Origin of the sequence: Nocardia farcinica (assembly GCF_029867845.1) — a bacterium.
GTDB lineage: Bacteria > Actinomycetota > Actinomycetes > Mycobacteriales > Mycobacteriaceae > Nocardia > Nocardia farcinica_A.
Window position 1 is genome coordinate 1 of the sequence record NZ_JARWRU010001289.1, and the last position, 15,033, is coordinate 15,033.

At 71.9% G+C, this 15,033-nt stretch carries 12 protein-coding genes and 3 pseudogenes; 5 read left to right on the plus strand and 10 right to left on the minus strand.

The window, feature by feature from the left end:
• Positions 1–205: pseudogene (locus tag QH283_RS28770) on the plus strand (hypothetical protein); the annotation flags it as partial.
• A gap of 221 nt (positions 206–426) precedes the next feature.
• Here QH283_RS28770 and QH283_RS28775 read toward each other — a convergent pair.
• From QH283_RS28775 to QH283_RS28815, 9 genes and pseudogenes are all read right to left on the minus strand, one after another.
• Entirely contained in the window at positions 427–1,617 is a 1,191-nt protein-coding gene (locus tag QH283_RS28775) for an acyl-CoA dehydrogenase family protein (RefSeq protein WP_280506075.1), read from the minus strand.
• A complete protein-coding gene (locus tag QH283_RS28780) occupies positions 1,614–2,828 on the minus strand; it encodes an acetyl-CoA C-acetyltransferase (protein WP_280506076.1) in 1,215 nt (404 codons plus the stop codon). The genes QH283_RS28775 and QH283_RS28780 overlap by 4 nt, the downstream gene beginning before the upstream one ends.
• A complete protein-coding gene (fabG, locus tag QH283_RS28785; RefSeq protein WP_280506077.1) occupies positions 2,828–3,565 on the minus strand; it encodes a 3-oxoacyl-ACP reductase FabG in 738 nt (245 codons plus the stop codon). Before fabG ends, QH283_RS28780 begins: the two co-directional genes overlap by 1 nt.
• 30 nt (positions 3,566–3,595) lie before the next feature.
• A complete protein-coding gene (locus QH283_RS28790) occupies positions 3,596–4,804 on the minus strand; it encodes a CaiB/BaiF CoA transferase family protein (RefSeq protein ID WP_280506085.1) in 1,209 nt (402 codons plus the stop codon).
• A pseudogene (locus tag QH283_RS28795) lies at positions 4,791–5,084 on the minus strand (acyl-CoA dehydrogenase family protein); the annotation flags it as partial. The gene QH283_RS28790 and the pseudogene QH283_RS28795, both read right to left, overlap by 14 nt.
• Positions 5,085–5,207: 123 nt before the next feature.
• Positions 5,208–6,115: pseudogene (locus QH283_RS28800) on the minus strand (acyl-CoA dehydrogenase family protein); the annotation flags it as partial.
• A 35-nt stretch (positions 6,116–6,150) separates the two neighbouring features.
• Positions 6,151–7,527: an NAD-dependent succinate-semialdehyde dehydrogenase gene (locus QH283_RS28805; protein ID WP_280506078.1), complete on the minus strand. Its 1,377-nt coding sequence runs from the start codon at positions 7,525–7,527 to the stop codon at positions 6,151–6,153.
• 98 nt (positions 7,528–7,625) lie between these two features.
• Positions 7,626–8,840, minus strand: coding sequence for a CoA transferase (locus QH283_RS28810; protein WP_280506079.1), 1,215 nt, complete (start codon positions 8,838–8,840; stop codon positions 7,626–7,628).
• A gap of 71 nt (positions 8,841–8,911) precedes the next feature.
• Complete coding sequence (locus QH283_RS28815) at positions 8,912–9,913, minus strand: MaoC family dehydratase (protein WP_432420802.1); 1,002 nt, start codon at positions 9,911–9,913, stop codon at positions 8,912–8,914.
• 200 nt (positions 9,914–10,113) lie between these two features.
• On the opposite strand from QH283_RS28815, the gene QH283_RS28820 reads away from it, so the two are divergent.
• Positions 10,114–11,265 carry an acyl-CoA dehydrogenase family protein gene (locus tag QH283_RS28820; RefSeq protein ID WP_280506080.1) on the plus strand — a complete coding sequence of 384 codons (1,152 nt, stop codon included), beginning with the start codon at positions 10,114–10,116 and terminating at the stop codon, positions 11,263–11,265.
• A 52-nt stretch (positions 11,266–11,317) separates the two neighbouring features.
• The gene (locus QH283_RS28825; RefSeq protein WP_280506081.1) at positions 11,318–12,058 is read left to right on the plus strand and encodes a GntR family transcriptional regulator; all 741 of its coding nucleotides are present in this window, start codon (positions 11,318–11,320) and stop codon (positions 12,056–12,058) included.
• A 34-nt stretch (positions 12,059–12,092) separates the two neighbouring features.
• Here QH283_RS28825 and QH283_RS28830 read toward each other — a convergent pair whose 3' ends face one another.
• Positions 12,093–12,743 carry a TetR/AcrR family transcriptional regulator gene (locus QH283_RS28830; RefSeq protein WP_280506082.1) on the minus strand — a complete coding sequence of 217 codons (651 nt, stop codon included), beginning with the start codon at positions 12,741–12,743 and terminating at the stop codon, positions 12,093–12,095.
• A gap of 44 nt (positions 12,744–12,787) precedes the next feature.
• Between QH283_RS28830 and QH283_RS28835 the strand changes: the two genes are divergently transcribed.
• Positions 12,788–13,663 carry an oxygenase MpaB family protein gene (locus tag QH283_RS28835; protein WP_280506083.1) on the plus strand — a complete coding sequence of 292 codons (876 nt, stop codon included), beginning with the start codon at positions 12,788–12,790 and terminating at the stop codon, positions 13,661–13,663.
• The gene (locus QH283_RS28840; RefSeq protein ID WP_280506084.1) at positions 13,663–14,622 is read left to right on the plus strand and encodes an alpha/beta fold hydrolase; all 960 of its coding nucleotides are present in this window, start codon (positions 13,663–13,665) and stop codon (positions 14,620–14,622) included. The genes QH283_RS28835 and QH283_RS28840 overlap by 1 nt, the downstream gene beginning before the upstream one ends.
• Positions 14,623–15,033 lie beyond the last annotated feature (411 nt).

Below are 15,033 nucleotides of genomic sequence, written 5' to 3' on the forward strand. Positions count from 1 at the left end.
CCCCGCCACCGCCCCCCGCCCCCGCGAGCACCTCGCGCGCGCCGCGCTGCCCGCCGCGGCCGCGCCGCCGACGGCCCCGCGGGCGGCCGAGACGCCGGCCCCCCAGGACCGCCGCCCGGCCCACGACCTCGGCCCCGGCAGCGCCGAGGTGCGCCAGAGCAGCACCGAACCCGCCCCCGGCATCGTGCAGGAACCGCCGGACTGAGACCGAGCCCGTTTCGCTCGGTCCGCCCGCGAGTTCCGTCCCGCGACCCAGCTTTTCCCGCCGACCCAGCTTTTCCCGCCGATTCAGCTTTTCCCGCCAGGCGTCGGGGCCGGCCCGCACTCGTTGCGCCGGACCCGGCTGCACAACGGCCGATGCCCCGCCACCGGATTCCGGTGGCGGGGCATTCGTCGTCCCGGCCTCTGGCTCGCGCGGTGCTCGGGTCAGAGGCGGTATTCGCGCAACAGGCCCTTGCTGATGATCGTCTTCTGGATCTCGCTGGTGCCCTCGCCGATGAGCAGGAAGGGCGCCTCGCGCATGAGGCGTTCGATCTCGGCTTCCTTGGAGTAGCCGAAGCCGCCGTGGATGCGGAAGGCCTCCTGGGTGACCTCGGCGCAGTACTCGCTGGCCAGCATCTTGGCCATGCCCGCGATGACGTCGTTGCGTTCGCCGGAGTCCTTGGCGCGGGCGGCGTTGACCATCATCAGGTGCGCGGCTTCGATTTTCGTCGCCATCTCGGCCAGCTTGAAGGCGATGGCCTGGTGTTCGGCGATCGGCTTGCCGAAGGTGCTGCGCTGCTGGGCGTAGCCGATGGCCAGCTCGAAGGCGCGCAGGGCGAGGCCGCAGGCGCGGGCGGCGACGTTGACCCGGCCGACCTCGATGCCGTCCATCATGTGCGCGAAACCCCTGCCGGGTTCGCCGCCGAGGATCGCGTCGGCGCCGATGCGAAAGCCGTCGAACAGCGCCTCGGTGGTGTCGACGCCCTTGTAGCCCATCTTGTCGATCCTGCCGGGGATGGTGAGACCGGGCAGGACCTCACCGGTGCCCTCCGGCTTGTCGATCAGGAAGGTGGTGAGGTTCTTGTGCGGCTTGTCCTGCCCGAGATCCGTTTTCACCAGCACCGCGGTGAGATTGGAGGTGGAACCGTTGGTGAGCCACATCTTGGCGCCGTCGATGGTGTAGCCGTCGCCTGCGCGGGTGGCGCGGGTCTTGATCGCGGCCACATCGGAGCCGAGGTCGGGTTCGGACATGGAGAACGAGCCGCGGATCTCGCCGGTGGCCATCTTCGGCAGGTAGTGCGCCTTCTGGGCGTCGGTGCCGTGCCCGGCGATCATGTGCGCCACGATGAAGTGGGTGTTGATCACGCCGGACACGCTCATCCAGCCGCGGGCGATCTCCTCCACCACCAGGGCGTAGGTGAGCAGCGATTCACCGAGCCCGCCGTACTCCTCGGGGATGGTGATGCCGAACAGCCCGATCTCCTTCATCCGCTCGACGATGTCGGCGGGGTAGGTGTCGGAGTGTTCGAGCTTCTGCGCGACCGGGATGATCTCGCGATCGACGAAAGCCCGGACGGTGGCCAGGATCTCGGTCTGGACGTCGGTGAGCCCGACGGTGCGGGCCAGCCTGGTCACGCCGGGACCCGTTCGAAGATCGCCGCCAGGCCCTGGCCGCCGCCGATGCACATGGTGACCAGGCCGTAGCGCGCGTCGCGGCGTCGCATCTCCCTGGTCAGGGTGGCGATCATGCGGGTGCCGGTGGCCCCGACCGGGTGCCCGAGCGAGATGCCGGAGCCGCGCACGTTCAGGCGCTCGAAATCGCGCTGCGCGAAACCCCATTCGCGGGTGCAGGCCAATACCTGGGCGGCGAAGGCCTCGTTCAGCTCGATCAGGTCGATGTCGGCGAGTTTCAGGTCGGCGCGGTCGAGGGCGACCTGGGTGGCCGGGACCGGGCCGATGCCCATGATCTTGGGTTCCACGCCCGCCACGCCCCAGGACACCAGCCGCGCGATCGGGCGCAGGCCGAGTGCGGCGGCCCGTTCGGGATGGGTGACCACGCACAGCGCGGCGGCGTCGTTCTGGCCGCTCGAATTGCCCGCGGTGACCGTGGCGTCCGGGTCCGTCGCGGCCAGCACCGGCTTCAGCGCGGCCAGTTTCTCCAGGGTGGTGTCGGCGCGCGGGTGCTCGTCGGTGTCCACGACGGTGTCTCCGCGCCTGCCCCGCACCGTGACCGGCACGATCTCCTCGGCGAACACGCCCGAGGTCTGGGCCTCGACGGCGCGCCGGTGCGAGGTCACGGCCAGCTCGTCCTGTTCCTCGCGGCCGATCCGGTAGTCGCGGCGCAGGTTCTCGGCGGTCTCGAGCATGCCGCCGGGCACCGGGTAGTCGCGGCCACCGGCGGTGACCCGGCCGCGGGCCAGGCCGTCGTGCAGGCTCACCGCCGGGCTCTTGACGCCGAAGCGCATGTTCGTGGCGTAGAAGACCACATTGCTCATGGACTCAACACCGCCCGCCACGATCACATCGTTGACGCCGGTGGCCACCTGCATGCCCGCCTGGAGCACCGCCTGTAGCCCGGAGCCGCAGCGCCGGTCGACCTGCATGCCCGGCACGGTCACCGGCAGGCCGGCGTTCAACGCGACCACGCGCCCGATGGCCGGGGCCTCGCTGTTGGGGTAGCAGTTGCCGAGGATCACGTCCTCGATCGCGCGCGGCGCCAGGCCGGTGCGCTGGAGCAGGCCGCGCAGCACGGTCTCGCCGAGGTCGGCGGCCGACAGGCTCGCCAGGGAGCCGCCGAAGCGGCCGATGGGGCTGCGAACCGGTTCGCAGATCACCACCTCACGCATCACATGTACCTTCCGCCGGTGACTTCCAGGACCGCGCCGGTCATGTAGGAGGACAGGTCGCAGGCCAGGAACAGCACCACGTTCGCCACCTCGTCGGGCTCGCCCGCGCGGCCGAGCGGGATCTCGGCCATCTTCTGGTCCCACACCTTCTGCGGCATGGCCTCGGTCATGGCGGTGCGGATCAGACCCGGCTGCACGGCGTTGACGCGCACGTTCTTGAACGCGACCTCCTTGGCGGCGGCCTTGGTCAGGCCGACGATGCCCGCCTTGGCGGCCGAGTAGTTGGTCTGGCCGGGCAGGCCGATCTTGCCCGACAGCGAGGAGATGTTGACGATGGCGCCGCGGCCGTGCTCGCGCATCCTGGCCGCCGCCGCGCGGGTGCCGTTCCAGGTGCCCTTGAGATGCACCCCGATGACGGTGTCGAAGTCGTCCTCGGTCATCTTGCGCATGGTGGCATCGCGGGTCAGGCCCGCGTTGTTGACGAACACGCCGAGCGGGCCGAACCGTTCGGCGGTGTCGATCAGCGCCGCCACCTGGGCGGCGTCGCGAACGTCGCAGTGCGCGTAGGCCGCCACCTCGTCGCCGCCCAGTTCTGCCACCGCGGCGGCGCCCGCCTCGTCGTTGATGTCGCCGATGGCCACCTTGGCGCCCTCGGCGACGAAGCGCCGCGCGATGTGCAGCCCGATTCCCTGGGCCGCACCGGTGACCACGGCCACCCGACCCTCCAGCAAGCCCATATCAGCTCCGATCCCTTGGTTCGTTGTCTGTCACTGCACGATCCCGTCCGCGCGCAGCCGCTGGATCTCCGCTCGGTCGACGCCAAGTTCGGCCAGGATCGTGTCGGTCTGCTCGCCCAGGGCGGGCACCGGGTCCATGCGCATCTGCACATCGGCGAAGGTCATCGGCGGCAGCACCGCGCGGATCGGCCCGGCCGAGGTGCCGACCTCGCGCCAGCGGTCGCGTTCGGCCAGCTGCGGGTGTGCGATGAGGCCCTTCATGTCGTTGAGCTGGGCGGCCGGGATGCCGTGCTCGGCCAGCAGCTCGTCGAGATCGCGGGTGCGGAAGCGGCGGGTCTGCTCGGCCACGGCGGCGTCGACCTCGGCGCGGTGGCGGACCCGCTCGATATTGGTCACGAAGCGCGGGTCGTCCGCCAGCTCCGGCGCGCCGAAGACCTCGGTGACCAGCACCCGCCAGCCGCGGTCGTTCTGCACGCCGATGAGGATCTGGCCGTCGGCGGTGGGATAGGCGTCGTAGGGGGCGATGGAGGCGTGCGACAGGCCCATGCGCTCGATCTGCACGTCCTGGTACATCTGCATGTACATCGAGTGCCCGAGCCATTCCACGGTGGCGTCGAACATGGCGATCTCGATGGTGGCGCCGTTGCCGGTGCGCTCGCGGCGGAACAGCGCGGCCTGGATCGACGACAGCGCGTACAGGCCGGAGGCGATGTCGGCCGAGGGCACGCCGGTCTTGGTGGCGGTCTCGGGGGTGCCGGTGATCGAGCACAGGCCGGTCTCGGCCTGGATGAGCATGTCGTAGGCCTTGCGGTCGCGGTACGGGCCGTCGGTGCCGTAGCCGCTCATGTTCACCACGATCAGCTCCGGCCGCTCGCGGCGCAGCTCCTCGGCCCCGAAGCCCAGGCGCGCGGCGGCGCCGGGGGCCAGGTTCTGGATGAACACGTCGGCGCGAGCGATCAGCTCGCGCAACAGCTCCCGGCCACGCTCGGTCTTCAGGTCGAGCGCGACGGACTCCTTGCCGCGGTTGAGCCAGACGAAGTGCGAGGCCAGGCCGTGCACGGCGGCGTCGTAGTTGCGGGCGAAATCGCCCTCGCCGACCCGCTCCACCTTGACGACCCTGGCGCCGTAGTCGGCCAGGTGGCGGCTGGCCATCGGGGCGGCCACGGCCTGCTCCAGGCTGACCACGGTCACGCCGGCCAACGGCAGCTCGCCGGACTCCGGTATGTCAGCGCTGCCCACCGGCCGCCTCCTTCTTCGCCCGCTTGACCAGCTGCCCGCCGATGATGAGCCGTTGGATCTCGCTGGTGCCCTCGTACAGGCGCAGCAACCGCACGTCGCGGTAGATGCGCTCCACCGCGACCCCGCGCATGTAGCCGGTGCCGCCGTGGATCTGCACCGCCAGATCGGCCACCTGCCCGGCCATCTCGGTGCAGTACAGCTTGGCCGCCGAGGGGGCGACCCGGCGGTCCTCGCCGCTGACGTAGCGGGCGGCCGCGGGGCGCCCCCGCGCGCGGCCCGCCCCGCCCCCCGGGTTAAGGGGGGGGGTGAATGGCGGGCCCCGCCGGCCCCCCCGCCGCCCCCCCCCGCCCCCCCCCCCCGCCCCCCCCCCCCCCCCCCCCCCCCCCCCCCCCCCCCCCCCCCCCCGACCCCGGTGTACTGGTCGGCGATCATGGCCTGCACCAGTTGGAAATCACCGATGGCCGTGCCGCCCTGGGTCGCGGTGGCCGCGTAGGCGACCGACTCGTCGAGGGCGCGCTTGGCCGCGCCGACCGCCAGCGCCGCGATGTGCACCCGGCCGCGGGCCAGCGACACCATCGCCGCCCGGTAACCCACGTCCTCGCTGCCGCCGACCAGCGCCGAATCCGGCACCCGCACACCGGAGAAGCGGACCTCGGCGGTCCAGGCGCCCTCCTGCCCCATCTTGCGGTCCTTGACCCCGACTGCCACGCCTGGCGTGCCCGCGGGCACCAGGAAGACCGCGATGCCCGGTCCGTCGGCGTCGGCGGCGCGGGTGCGGGCGAAGACCACGAACAGATCCGCCCACGGCGCGTTGGTGATGAAACGCTTCTCGCCGTCGATCACCCAATCACCGCCGTCGCGAACGGCTTTCGTGCGCAGCCCGGCCGGATCGGAGCCCGCGCCCGGCTCGGTGAGCGCGAACGAGGCCACCACCTCGCCCGCGGCGATGCGCGCGAGCCACTCCCGCTTCTGCTCCTCGGTGCCGTAATTGACCAGCACCTGCCCGGCGATGCCGTTGTTGGTGCCGAACATCGAGCGGAAGGCCAGGGTGGTGTAGCCGAACTCCATCGCCAGCTCCACGTCCTGCGCCAGGTTCAGGCCGAGGCCGCCCCACTCCTGCGGGATGGCGTAACCGAACAGGCCCATCTCGGCGGCGGCGCGGCGGATGTCGTCGGGAATGCGGTCGGTGTCGGCGATCTCCTGTTCGCGCGGCACCACCACCTCGCGGACGAAGGTCCTCGTCTGGGCCAGGATGTCGGCGAAGTCCTGGTCGGACACCTGCGACATCAGGGCGGCCTGGTCGGCAGCCATCGAATGCTCCTCTGCTGGAAAGGGTTCGCCGTCGGTTACGAGCGCGGGTCGCGGATCAGCTTCTTGTTCGCGAACTCGGCGATGCCGTAGTGCGACAGCTCGCGCCCGACGCCGGAACGCTTCACACCGCCGAAGGGCAGGTCCGGCGCCGAACGGCTGGTGGCGTTGAGCCACACCATGCCGGTGTCGAGCCGGTCGGCCACCTCGGCGGCCAGCCGGTCGTCGGACGAGAAGACCGCGGCGGCGAGGCCGTAGGGGGAGTCGTTGGCCAGCTCCACCGCCGCGTCCACCGAGGGCGCCCGGTAGACCACAGCGACCGGGCCGAACAGCTCCTCCCGGTAGGCGCGCATGTCCGGGGTGACGTCGGTGAGCACGGTCGCCTCGTACCAGGCGCCCGGTCGCTCGATCCGCCTGCCGCCGGTCGCCACCGTCGCCCCCTGCGCGACCGCCTCGTCCACCTGCCGCGCCAGCTCGTCGACCGCGCGCTGCGAGGACAGCGGTCCGAAGGTGGTGGCCGGGTCGGTCGGGTCGCCCGGCCGCTGCTCGCGCATGGCGGCGACGAAGGCGTCGAGGAACGTGTCGTAGACCTCGTCGAGGACGATGAAGCGCTTGGAGGCCGTGCACGCCTGCCCGGCGTTGCCCATCCGGTTGCCCACCGCGGCGGCCACCGTCTTGTCCAGGCCGGCGTCGTCGAGCACCAGGAACGGGTCGGAGCCGCCGAGTTCGAGCACGTACTTCTTCAGGTGCCTGCCCGCCACCTCGGCCACGGCCGCGCCCGCGCGCTCGGAACCGGTCAGCGAGACGCCCCGCACGCGCGGGTCGGCGATGATCCGCGCGACCTGCTCGTTGCTCGCGAACAGGTTCACATACACCGACTCGGGCGCGCCCGCCCGCGCGAAGATCTCGGCGACGGCCAGCGCGGACTGCGGGCAGATCTGCGCGTGCTTGAGCAGGATCGTGTTGCCCAGCGCCAGGTTCGGCGCGGCGAAGCGGGCCACCTGGTAGTAGGGGTAGTTCCACGGCATGACGCCCAGCAGCGGGCCGATCGGCTCGGTGCGCACCACCGCGGTGCCGGTGCCGGAGATGGTCAGCGGCTCGTCGGCGAGGAAGGTTTCGGCGTGCTCGGCGTAGTAGTCGTAGATGGCGGCGCTGAGGGCCACCTCGCCGTGCGCCTGGGTGATCGGCTTGCCCATCTCCAGGGTGAGCAGGGCGGCCAGCTCGTCGGCGCGGTCGCGGTAGTTCGTGGCGACGCGGCGCAGCAGCTCGGCGCGCTCGGCGCGCGGGACGCGCCGCCAGGCCTGGTAGGCGGACGCGGAGGCGGCCAGGGCGGCCTCGATCTCGGCGTCGGTGGTCTCGGGGAACCGGGCGAGTACCTCGCCGGTGGCCGGATTGGTGGTTGCGTAGTCGCTCATCGTCTGCGCCTCTCGTGTCGCCGTGCCCCTCGTGTCGGTGGCCGTCGTGTGGACGCCAGTGTCCTCGGTCGTGGCTGCCCGCTCGGCGGTCCGGTCGGTCATCGGCCCGGCGCTCCCAGATGCCCGCCCGCGATCAGCCGGTCGATCTCGTCCTGATCGGCGCCGAGCAGATCGCGCACGACCTGGGGGCCGTCGGCGCCGAGAACCGGGGCGGGGCCGGTGGTCAGGTGCGCGCCGTCGAAGCTGGCGGGCAGGCCCGCCGCCAGGTAGCGGCCGATACGCGGTTGATCCAGGGGGCTGAACAGCGGGTTGTCGGCCAGTTCGCCGGAGGCGACGATCTCACCGAAGCCGCGATAGCGGTCGAACAGCACCGAGGTCTGCGACAGCGCCGCGGCCACCTCGGCGGCGGTGTGCTCGGCGAACCAGGTCGAGAACACCGCGTCCAGCAGTTCCCGGTAGCGGTAGCGGTCGGCGTCGCGGGAGAAGTCCGCGCCGAGCGATCTCTCCAGGCCGGCGACCACCTCGGTGCGGCCGGTGACCGCAACCAGATCGCGCATGTGCCGCGGTGTCAGCGCGACGACCATGAACCGCGCGCCGTCGGCGGTGCGGAAATCCTTGCCGTAGGTGCCGTAGACGGCATTGCCGGTGGCCTCGCGTTCGACGCCGTTGACCTGCACCTCGGTCAGGTAGCTCAGGTGCCCGGCCACCGCCAGCGCGACATCCGACAGCGGCAGCTCCACCGCCGAACCCTGCCCGGTCGCCTCGCGCCGCCGCACCGCCGCCGTCACCGCCAGCGCCGCGTACAGCCCGCACGCCACATCCCAGGCGGGCAGCACGTGGTTGGCCGGGCCGTCGTGGGTGAGCGCGCCGGTGATGAGCGGGAAACCGGTGGCGGCGTTGACGGTGTAGTCCACCGCCGGGCTGCCGTCGCGCTTGCCGAGGATCTGCACGGTGATCACATCGGGTCGCAGCGCGCTCAGCGCCTCGTGGCTCATCCATCCGCGCCCGCCCGCGTTGGTGACCAGGATGCCGCCACCCGCGCCCGGGGCTGTCACCAGCCGCTGCACCAGCGCCCGGCCCTCCGGGCCGCGCAGATCGCAGGTGACCGAACGCTTTCCGCGATTGAGCCCGGCCCAGTAGATGGACTCACCGGATGCGGTGACCGGCCAGCGGTTCTTGTCGCCCGCGCCGCCGATGGGGTCCACGCGGATGACCTCAGCGCCCAGCTGGGACAGGGTCAGGCCGCACAGCGGAGAGGCGACGAAGCTCGACACCTCGACCACCCGCAGCCCGGACAAGGGAAGCGGCCTCATGCTGCCTCCACCTGGCATGAGCGGGGGGCCTGCGGGGTGACGCTGCGCTGCCTCCTCCGGCCCTGACCCGCTCATGCCAGCAACCCCGTGAATCGCCAGTCCAGGACGGCCCTCGGTTCGGTGTTCGCGCCGGGTCTCGGGTGGGCGTGGACGATCGAGCGCAGGCGCACCGCGTGCCCGTCGCTGAAGGGCTCGGCCGACTCCACCCGCAGTTCGCTGGTGAGGGTGTCGCCCTCGCGCACCGGGCCGGTGTGGTCGCAGGACTGCCAGCCGAGCACGGTCACCAGCGCGGGCAGGGCGCGGGTGGCCTGGGCGAAGGCCAAGCCGATGGTGTGACCGCCGTAGACCAGGCGACCGGACTCGCCCGCACGCTCGTCGTGGTGCACGGCGGCGATGTTCAAGGTGAGCCGCGCCAGTTCGGGGGCGCTGGTGACCACGTCGGCGCTGCTGTGGAAGACGGTGCCGACCAGGTCGGGGGAGTAGTGCGGGCCGGGGACGAGGGCGCGATAGGCGGCCAGATCCCAGCCGGCGATCGCGGCCGGATCGTCGCCGCCCTGTTCGCTGCCGACGGCCGACAGGTCGTCGGCGTGGCGCACGCGATCCTCGGCCGCACCCGGGCTCAGCGGGAGCATGGCGCAGCGGTGGAAGTCCAGGACGGTGCGGCCGTGCTGGTCGGTGCTGGTGATGCGCAGCGCGGCGAGACCGGTGGGGGCGCGGCCGGGCTTGGGCGAGTTCTCGCGCAGGCCGACCACCTCGGTGCGGGTGGACAGCGTGTCGCCCAGCACGGGGAAGCGGTGGAAGCGCAGGCCACGGTAGAAGAGGTTGGCCTTGACGTGGTGGGTGGCCGTCGTGGACTGGCCGATGGCCACGTCCCACACCAGGCCGGGATGGGCGAGCGCGGCCGTGGCGCCGTGGACGGCCGCACCGGTGTGGGCGTCCAGGGCCAGGCGCAGCCGGTCGCCGAGGATCGCCTGGTGGGAGGCGGCCAGGCCGCTGGTCAGGGTGACCGCGGGCGCGGTCTCGAACGTGGTGCCGAGCGCGAGCTCGTCGAAATACGGTCCGCCGACGAACATCTCGCGTCGGTTCACAGCGTGGTCCACCTCGATCTCGGTCACCGGCAGCGCCGGAAGGGGCGCCGACCGCCCGGCGGCGGCGCGGGGGTGTCGGCTGCGGGGAATATTGGCAGCGCGACAACAGTCATGTCAATACCGATATGCGGCTATGCTACCGATTTGGCCGGTAAATGGCCGTACAAATACGGGAACAGGCGGAGATGTCCAAGCTCAACGACGAAGAGTCCTACCTGGTCGAGACCGTGCGCACCTTCATCGACCGCGAGGTGCGTCCGCACGTGCGGGAGATGGAGCACGCCAACGCCTATCCGCAGCAGTGGATCGAGCAGATGAAGCAGATCGGCATCTACGGTCTGGCGATCCCGGAGGAGTACGGCGGCTCGCCGGTCTCGATGCCCTGCTACGCCCGCGTCACCGAGGAGCTGGCGCGCGGATGGATGAGCCTGGCGGGCGCGATGGGCGGGCACACCGTGGTGGCCAAGCTGCTCACCCTGTTCGGCACCGAGGAGCAGAAGAGCCGGTACCTGCCGAAGCTGGCCACCGGCGAGATGCGCGCGACCATGGCGCTGACCGAGCCCTCGGGCGGCTCCGACTTGCAGGCGCTCACCACGCACGCCCGCCGCGAGGGCGACGAACTGGTGATCAACGGGTCCAAGATGTGGATCAGCAACGCCCGCCGCTCCGGCCTGATCGCCCTGCTGTGCAAGACCGACCCGGAGGCGGTGCCCCGGCACAGGGGCATCTCGGTGGTGCTGTGCGAGCACGGTCCCGGCCTCGAGGTCTCCCGCGACCTGCCCAAACTCGGCTACAAGGGAGTGGAGTCCTGCGAGCTGTCGTTCACCGACTACCGGGTGCCCGCCACCGCGATCCTCGGCGGTGAGCCGGGCAAGGGCTTCGCGCAGATGATGAAGGGGCTCGAGGTGGGCCGCATCCAGGTGGCCTGCCGGGCGCTGGGCGTCGCGGCGGCCGCGCTGGCCGACTCGCTCGAATACGCACAGCAGCGGGAGAGTTTCGGCAAGCCGATCTGGCAGCACCAGTCCATCGGCAACTACCTGGCCGACATGGCGACCAAGCTGACCGCGGCCAGGCTGCTGGCCTGGCACGCCGCGGAGAAGTACGACGCGGGCGAGCGCTGCGACATGGAGGCGGGCATGGCCAAGCTCTACGCCTCGGAGATCGCGATGGAGGGCGCGCTGTCGGCCGTGCGCATCCACGGCGGCTACGGTTACTCCACCGAGTACGACGTGGAACGCTATTTCCGCGACGCGCCGCTGATGATCGTGGGGGAAGGCACCAACGAGATCCAGCGCAATGTCATCGCCGCCCAGCTGGTCGCGCGCGGCGGGCTGTAGCGGCGCGGCAGCCGCGGGACAGCCGGAACGGGACAGGAGAGCACGGAGCACGATGGCCGCACGGGATTCGGAACCGGCGCACCAGCTGGTGTCGCGGGAACTGCGGGCGGCCATCGCGGCCGGCGGCTACCGGGACGGGGTGAAGCTGCCCACCGAAGCCGAGCTCGCCCAGCGCTACCGGGTGAGCAGGCAGACCGTGCGCCGCGCCTTCCAGGATCTGGTCGCCGACGGCACCGTCTACCGGGTGCCGGGCCGCGGCACCTTCGTGACCGAGTCCGGCGGGCGCTACCTGCGCCATCACGGCTCGATCGAGGACCTGATGAACCTGTCCTCGGACACCACCATGGAGGTGCTCGCGCCACTGCAACGCCGGGTCGACATCGACGCCGCGAGCAGGCTGCGCCTGGACACCGACGTGGTGTACACGGTGGTCTTCCGGCGCATCCACGAGGGCGTGCCGTTCGTGCTGACCACTGTGCACCTGCCCGAGCACATCGCCCGTCCGCTGATCGACGCCCCTGAACTCGGGCCGGGCGGCACCAGCGCGCACACCGTCATCGGCCTGCTCGAACCCCGGTTGGACAGCCCGATCGTGGAGGCGGCGCAGTCGATCACGGTCGCGCCCGCCACCGCCGAGATCGCGCGCGGGCTCGGCTGCGAGCCGGGGCACTCGATGTTGCGGGTGGACCGGCTCTACTCCGACGCCACCGGTCAGGTGATCGACCTGTCGATCAGCTATTTCCTGCCCGAGCACTACACCTACCGGGTCACCCTCCGGCGCAGCACGCTGTGAGCGCGCCGGTCCCGGCGTGGGGGTCGGCGCGGGGTCAGCGCGACGCCGCGCCGGTGACCAGCGGGGCGATCACCCGGCGGGCGAGGTCGCGGGCGGCCTCGTCGTCGGCGAGGTCGTAGCCGGGGGCGGGCAGCAGCAGGTAGCCGACGGTCAGGCGGATGACGGCGTCGGCCCGCAGGTCGGGATCGCCCGGCGGCAGCGTGCCCTCCTCCTGGCCCGCCCGGATGCGGGCGGCGATGAAGCGGGTGCCGATGTCGATCGGCGAGGGGTCGCCCGCGGCGATGATCGCCAGCAGCTCGGCGTTGCGATCGGCGTCCATGGTGTCGGCGAACAGCCGGTCGCGCAGGCGCAGGCAGGCGACAAAGGCCTCGGCGATGCGATCGGCCGGGTCGATCACGGTGAGGAAGGTCGTCGTGATCTCGGCGAGGAAATTGCGCAGGGTGTGCGCGACCGCCGCCTCGAACAGCGCGTCCTTGCCGCCGTAGCGGCGGAAGAGGGTGGCGCGGCTGATACCGGTGCGCTCGGCGATGTCGTCCATGGTGGCCGTCCGGGTGCCCCGCTCGGTGAGCACCCGCAGCGTGGCCTCGTAGACGTCGGCGACATCGGGATCGGCGGTGGAGTGCGTGACGACCTTGGCCACCGCCCGGCCGAACAGCTTGGTGAGCGGGGCGGACGGGCGCGGCATCCGACCATTGTGGCACTTGAGACTAATATGCTACCAATAGTCTCATGGCTGAGGGAGTGACCGAACGGCCCGCCCCGACGGCGACCGGGGAGAAGCAGCTCGCGCCGCTGGGGCCGGATTCGGTGGCATGGCGGGTCTTCGGTGATCTGACCTTCGTGCTCGGCGCCTCGCGCAGGCTGCTCATCGACGTGGGCCATCCGGTCGTGGCGGCGGGCGTCGACCAGTACTCGGTCTTCGAGACCGACCCGTACGGGCGCGCCGACCGGACCCTGAACATGATCATGGGCGTGGTCTACGGCCGCGAGGAGGCGCTGGCCACCGCCCAGCGGCTGCGCGAGCTGCACAAGCACTTCAAGGGGCAGCACCCCGACGGCTCGCGCTGGAGCGCGCTCAACCCGGAGGCCTTCCACTGGGTGCACGCCAGCCTCGTGCACGGCGTCCACACCCAGCAGAAGCTGCTCGGCCGCGGCTGGCGGCCCGGCGAGGTCGAGCAGTTCTACCAGGAGATGGGTCAGGTCGCGCGCCTGTACGGGGTGCGCGAGCAGGACATGCCCGCCGACTGGGAGAGCTTCCTGACCTGGTTCGACGAGATGGCCGCGACCAAGCTGGTGCGCACCGACGTCAGCGACCGGGTACTCGCCGTGGTGGCCCGGCCGACGCCGCCGCCGATGATCCCGGTGCTGCGCATCCCGTTCGTCTGGAACCTGGCGGTGCGCCCGTACGCGGGCGCCACCCTCACGCTGATCACCGGCGGACTGCTGCCACCGAACCTGCGCGAGCTGTTCGGGGTGAAGTGGTCGCGCCCACGCCAGATCGCCTTCGACGTGCTCGCGGCGATCTGCCGGGCCACCATCCCCCGGCTGCCCCGCTTCGCCCGCATGGTTCCGCCCGCCCGGCGCGCCTGGAAGCAGGCCGCCTGATGGCCGCCCGGCGCGCCCGCGTCGGCGCGCCGCGGCGCACGCCGATCCTCGACAGCGGGGCCCCTGCCGAGGTGGTCGAGGTCCGCGGCGCCGACGGCACCCTGCTGCACACCGAGATCCACGGCCGCCAGGACGCGCCGACCATCGTGCTCGCCCACGGCGTGCTGTGCAATCTGACCTTCTGGCGCAAGCAGATCGCCGAACTGAGCACCGAGTTCCGGGTGGTGGCCTTCGACCACCGCGGCCACGGGCTCAGCGAGCAGCCCCGGCGCGGCAGCTACACCCTCGACCATCTGGCCGACGACCTGCACGCGGTGCTCACCACCACGGTCCCGGCGGGCGAGCGAGCCGTGCTGGCGGGGCACTCGCTGGGCGGCATCGCCGTGATGGCATGGGGCGCACGGTATCCCCAGGACGTGGCGCGCCGGGTGCGCGCGGTGGCGCTGGTGAACACCACGCCGGGCGAGATCTTCGACAGCCTGCACTTCCTGCGCGGGCCGGAGCGGCTGCTCGGGCTGCGCAGGCGGCTGGCCATCGCGGTCGCCCCGCTGGCGGGGATTCCGTTGCCGCGCAGGCTGCCGATCCGCAGGCGGCTGCTGTCCTACGTGGCGCTCGGGTCGAAGTCCTGGGCGAGCGTCGGGCTGGAGCTGGACCGGATGATCGCCGCGACCTCCCCGCGTGGCCGCGGCGGCTACGGCGGGATGCTGGTGCGGATGGTGACCGCCATCGACCCGGGTTCGCTCGACGTGCCGACGCTGGTGATCGCGGGCCGCAAGGACAAGATCGCCCCGCCCGCGCGGTCGCGGGTGATCGCCGAGAGCCTGCCGCGGTTGATCGAGTTGCGCGAGTACGACTCCGGGCACTGCGGTCCGCTGGAATGCGCCGAGGAGGTCAGCGCCGATCTGCGCGCGCTCGCCCGCGGCGAACTCGGCCTCGCGGCCGATGAGGCCACGGCATGAGCGGTACGCGCGTGGGATGACCGTGGTGCGCGGGTCCGTGCAGGGGCGGACCCGCGCAAAACGTCCCGCGCGCCGGCCGGAGCGGGCGACACTGGATCCCGGATCCTTCTGGGACAGAAGGCCCGCCCGCTCCCGCCGCGTGTGCTGATGCGAGGGGTGTGGGCGGGGGTGATGCGGTCTGAGGCCGCGCCGTGACCAAGCGGCGCGGGGCGGTGGCAGGGAACGAGGGAACGATGATCCGAGACGACGATGTTGCGGATGGCGGCAATGCTCCCGGTAGCGAGGAGCCCGGCGGCAACCGGGGGTGGCGCTCCGTCGCCGCCCGTGCCGGTTCGGTCCTCGCGACGGTGGCGGTGCTGGTCGCCGGCACGGCCGTTGGCGCGGCGGCCCCACCCCCCCGCTTAGAACAAA

Bases quoted from the DNA above. Each gene is read 5' to 3' on its own strand.
- QH283_RS28825 (WP_280506081.1), top strand. From the start codon at position 11,318: ATGGCCGCACGGGATTCGGAACCGGCGCACCAGCTGGTGTCGCGGGAA.
- QH283_RS28840 (WP_280506084.1), top strand. From the start codon at position 13,663: ATGGCCGCCCGGCGCGCCCGCGTCGGCGCGCCGCGGCGCACGCCGATC.
- QH283_RS28835 (WP_280506083.1), top strand. From the start codon at position 12,788: ATGGCTGAGGGAGTGACCGAACGGCCCGCCCCGACGGCGACCGGGGAG.
- QH283_RS28820 (WP_280506080.1), top strand. From the start codon at position 10,114: ATGTCCAAGCTCAACGACGAAGAGTCCTACCTGGTCGAGACCGTGCGC.
- QH283_RS28830 (WP_280506082.1), bottom strand. From the start codon at position 12,743: ATGCCGCGCCCGTCCGCCCCGCTCACCAAGCTGTTCGGCCGGGCGGTG.
- QH283_RS28805 (WP_280506078.1), bottom strand. From the start codon at position 7,527: ATGAGCGACTACGCAACCACCAATCCGGCCACCGGCGAGGTACTCGCC.
- QH283_RS28810 (WP_280506079.1), bottom strand. From the start codon at position 8,840: ATGAGGCCGCTTCCCTTGTCCGGGCTGCGGGTGGTCGAGGTGTCGAGC.
- QH283_RS28780 (WP_280506076.1), bottom strand. From the start codon at position 2,828: ATGCGTGAGGTGGTGATCTGCGAACCGGTTCGCAGCCCCATCGGCCGC.
- fabG (WP_280506077.1), bottom strand. From the start codon at position 3,565: ATGGGCTTGCTGGAGGGTCGGGTGGCCGTGGTCACCGGTGCGGCCCAG.
- QH283_RS28815 (WP_432420802.1), bottom strand. From the start codon at position 9,913: ATGTTCGTCGGCGGACCGTATTTCGACGAGCTCGCGCTCGGCACCACG.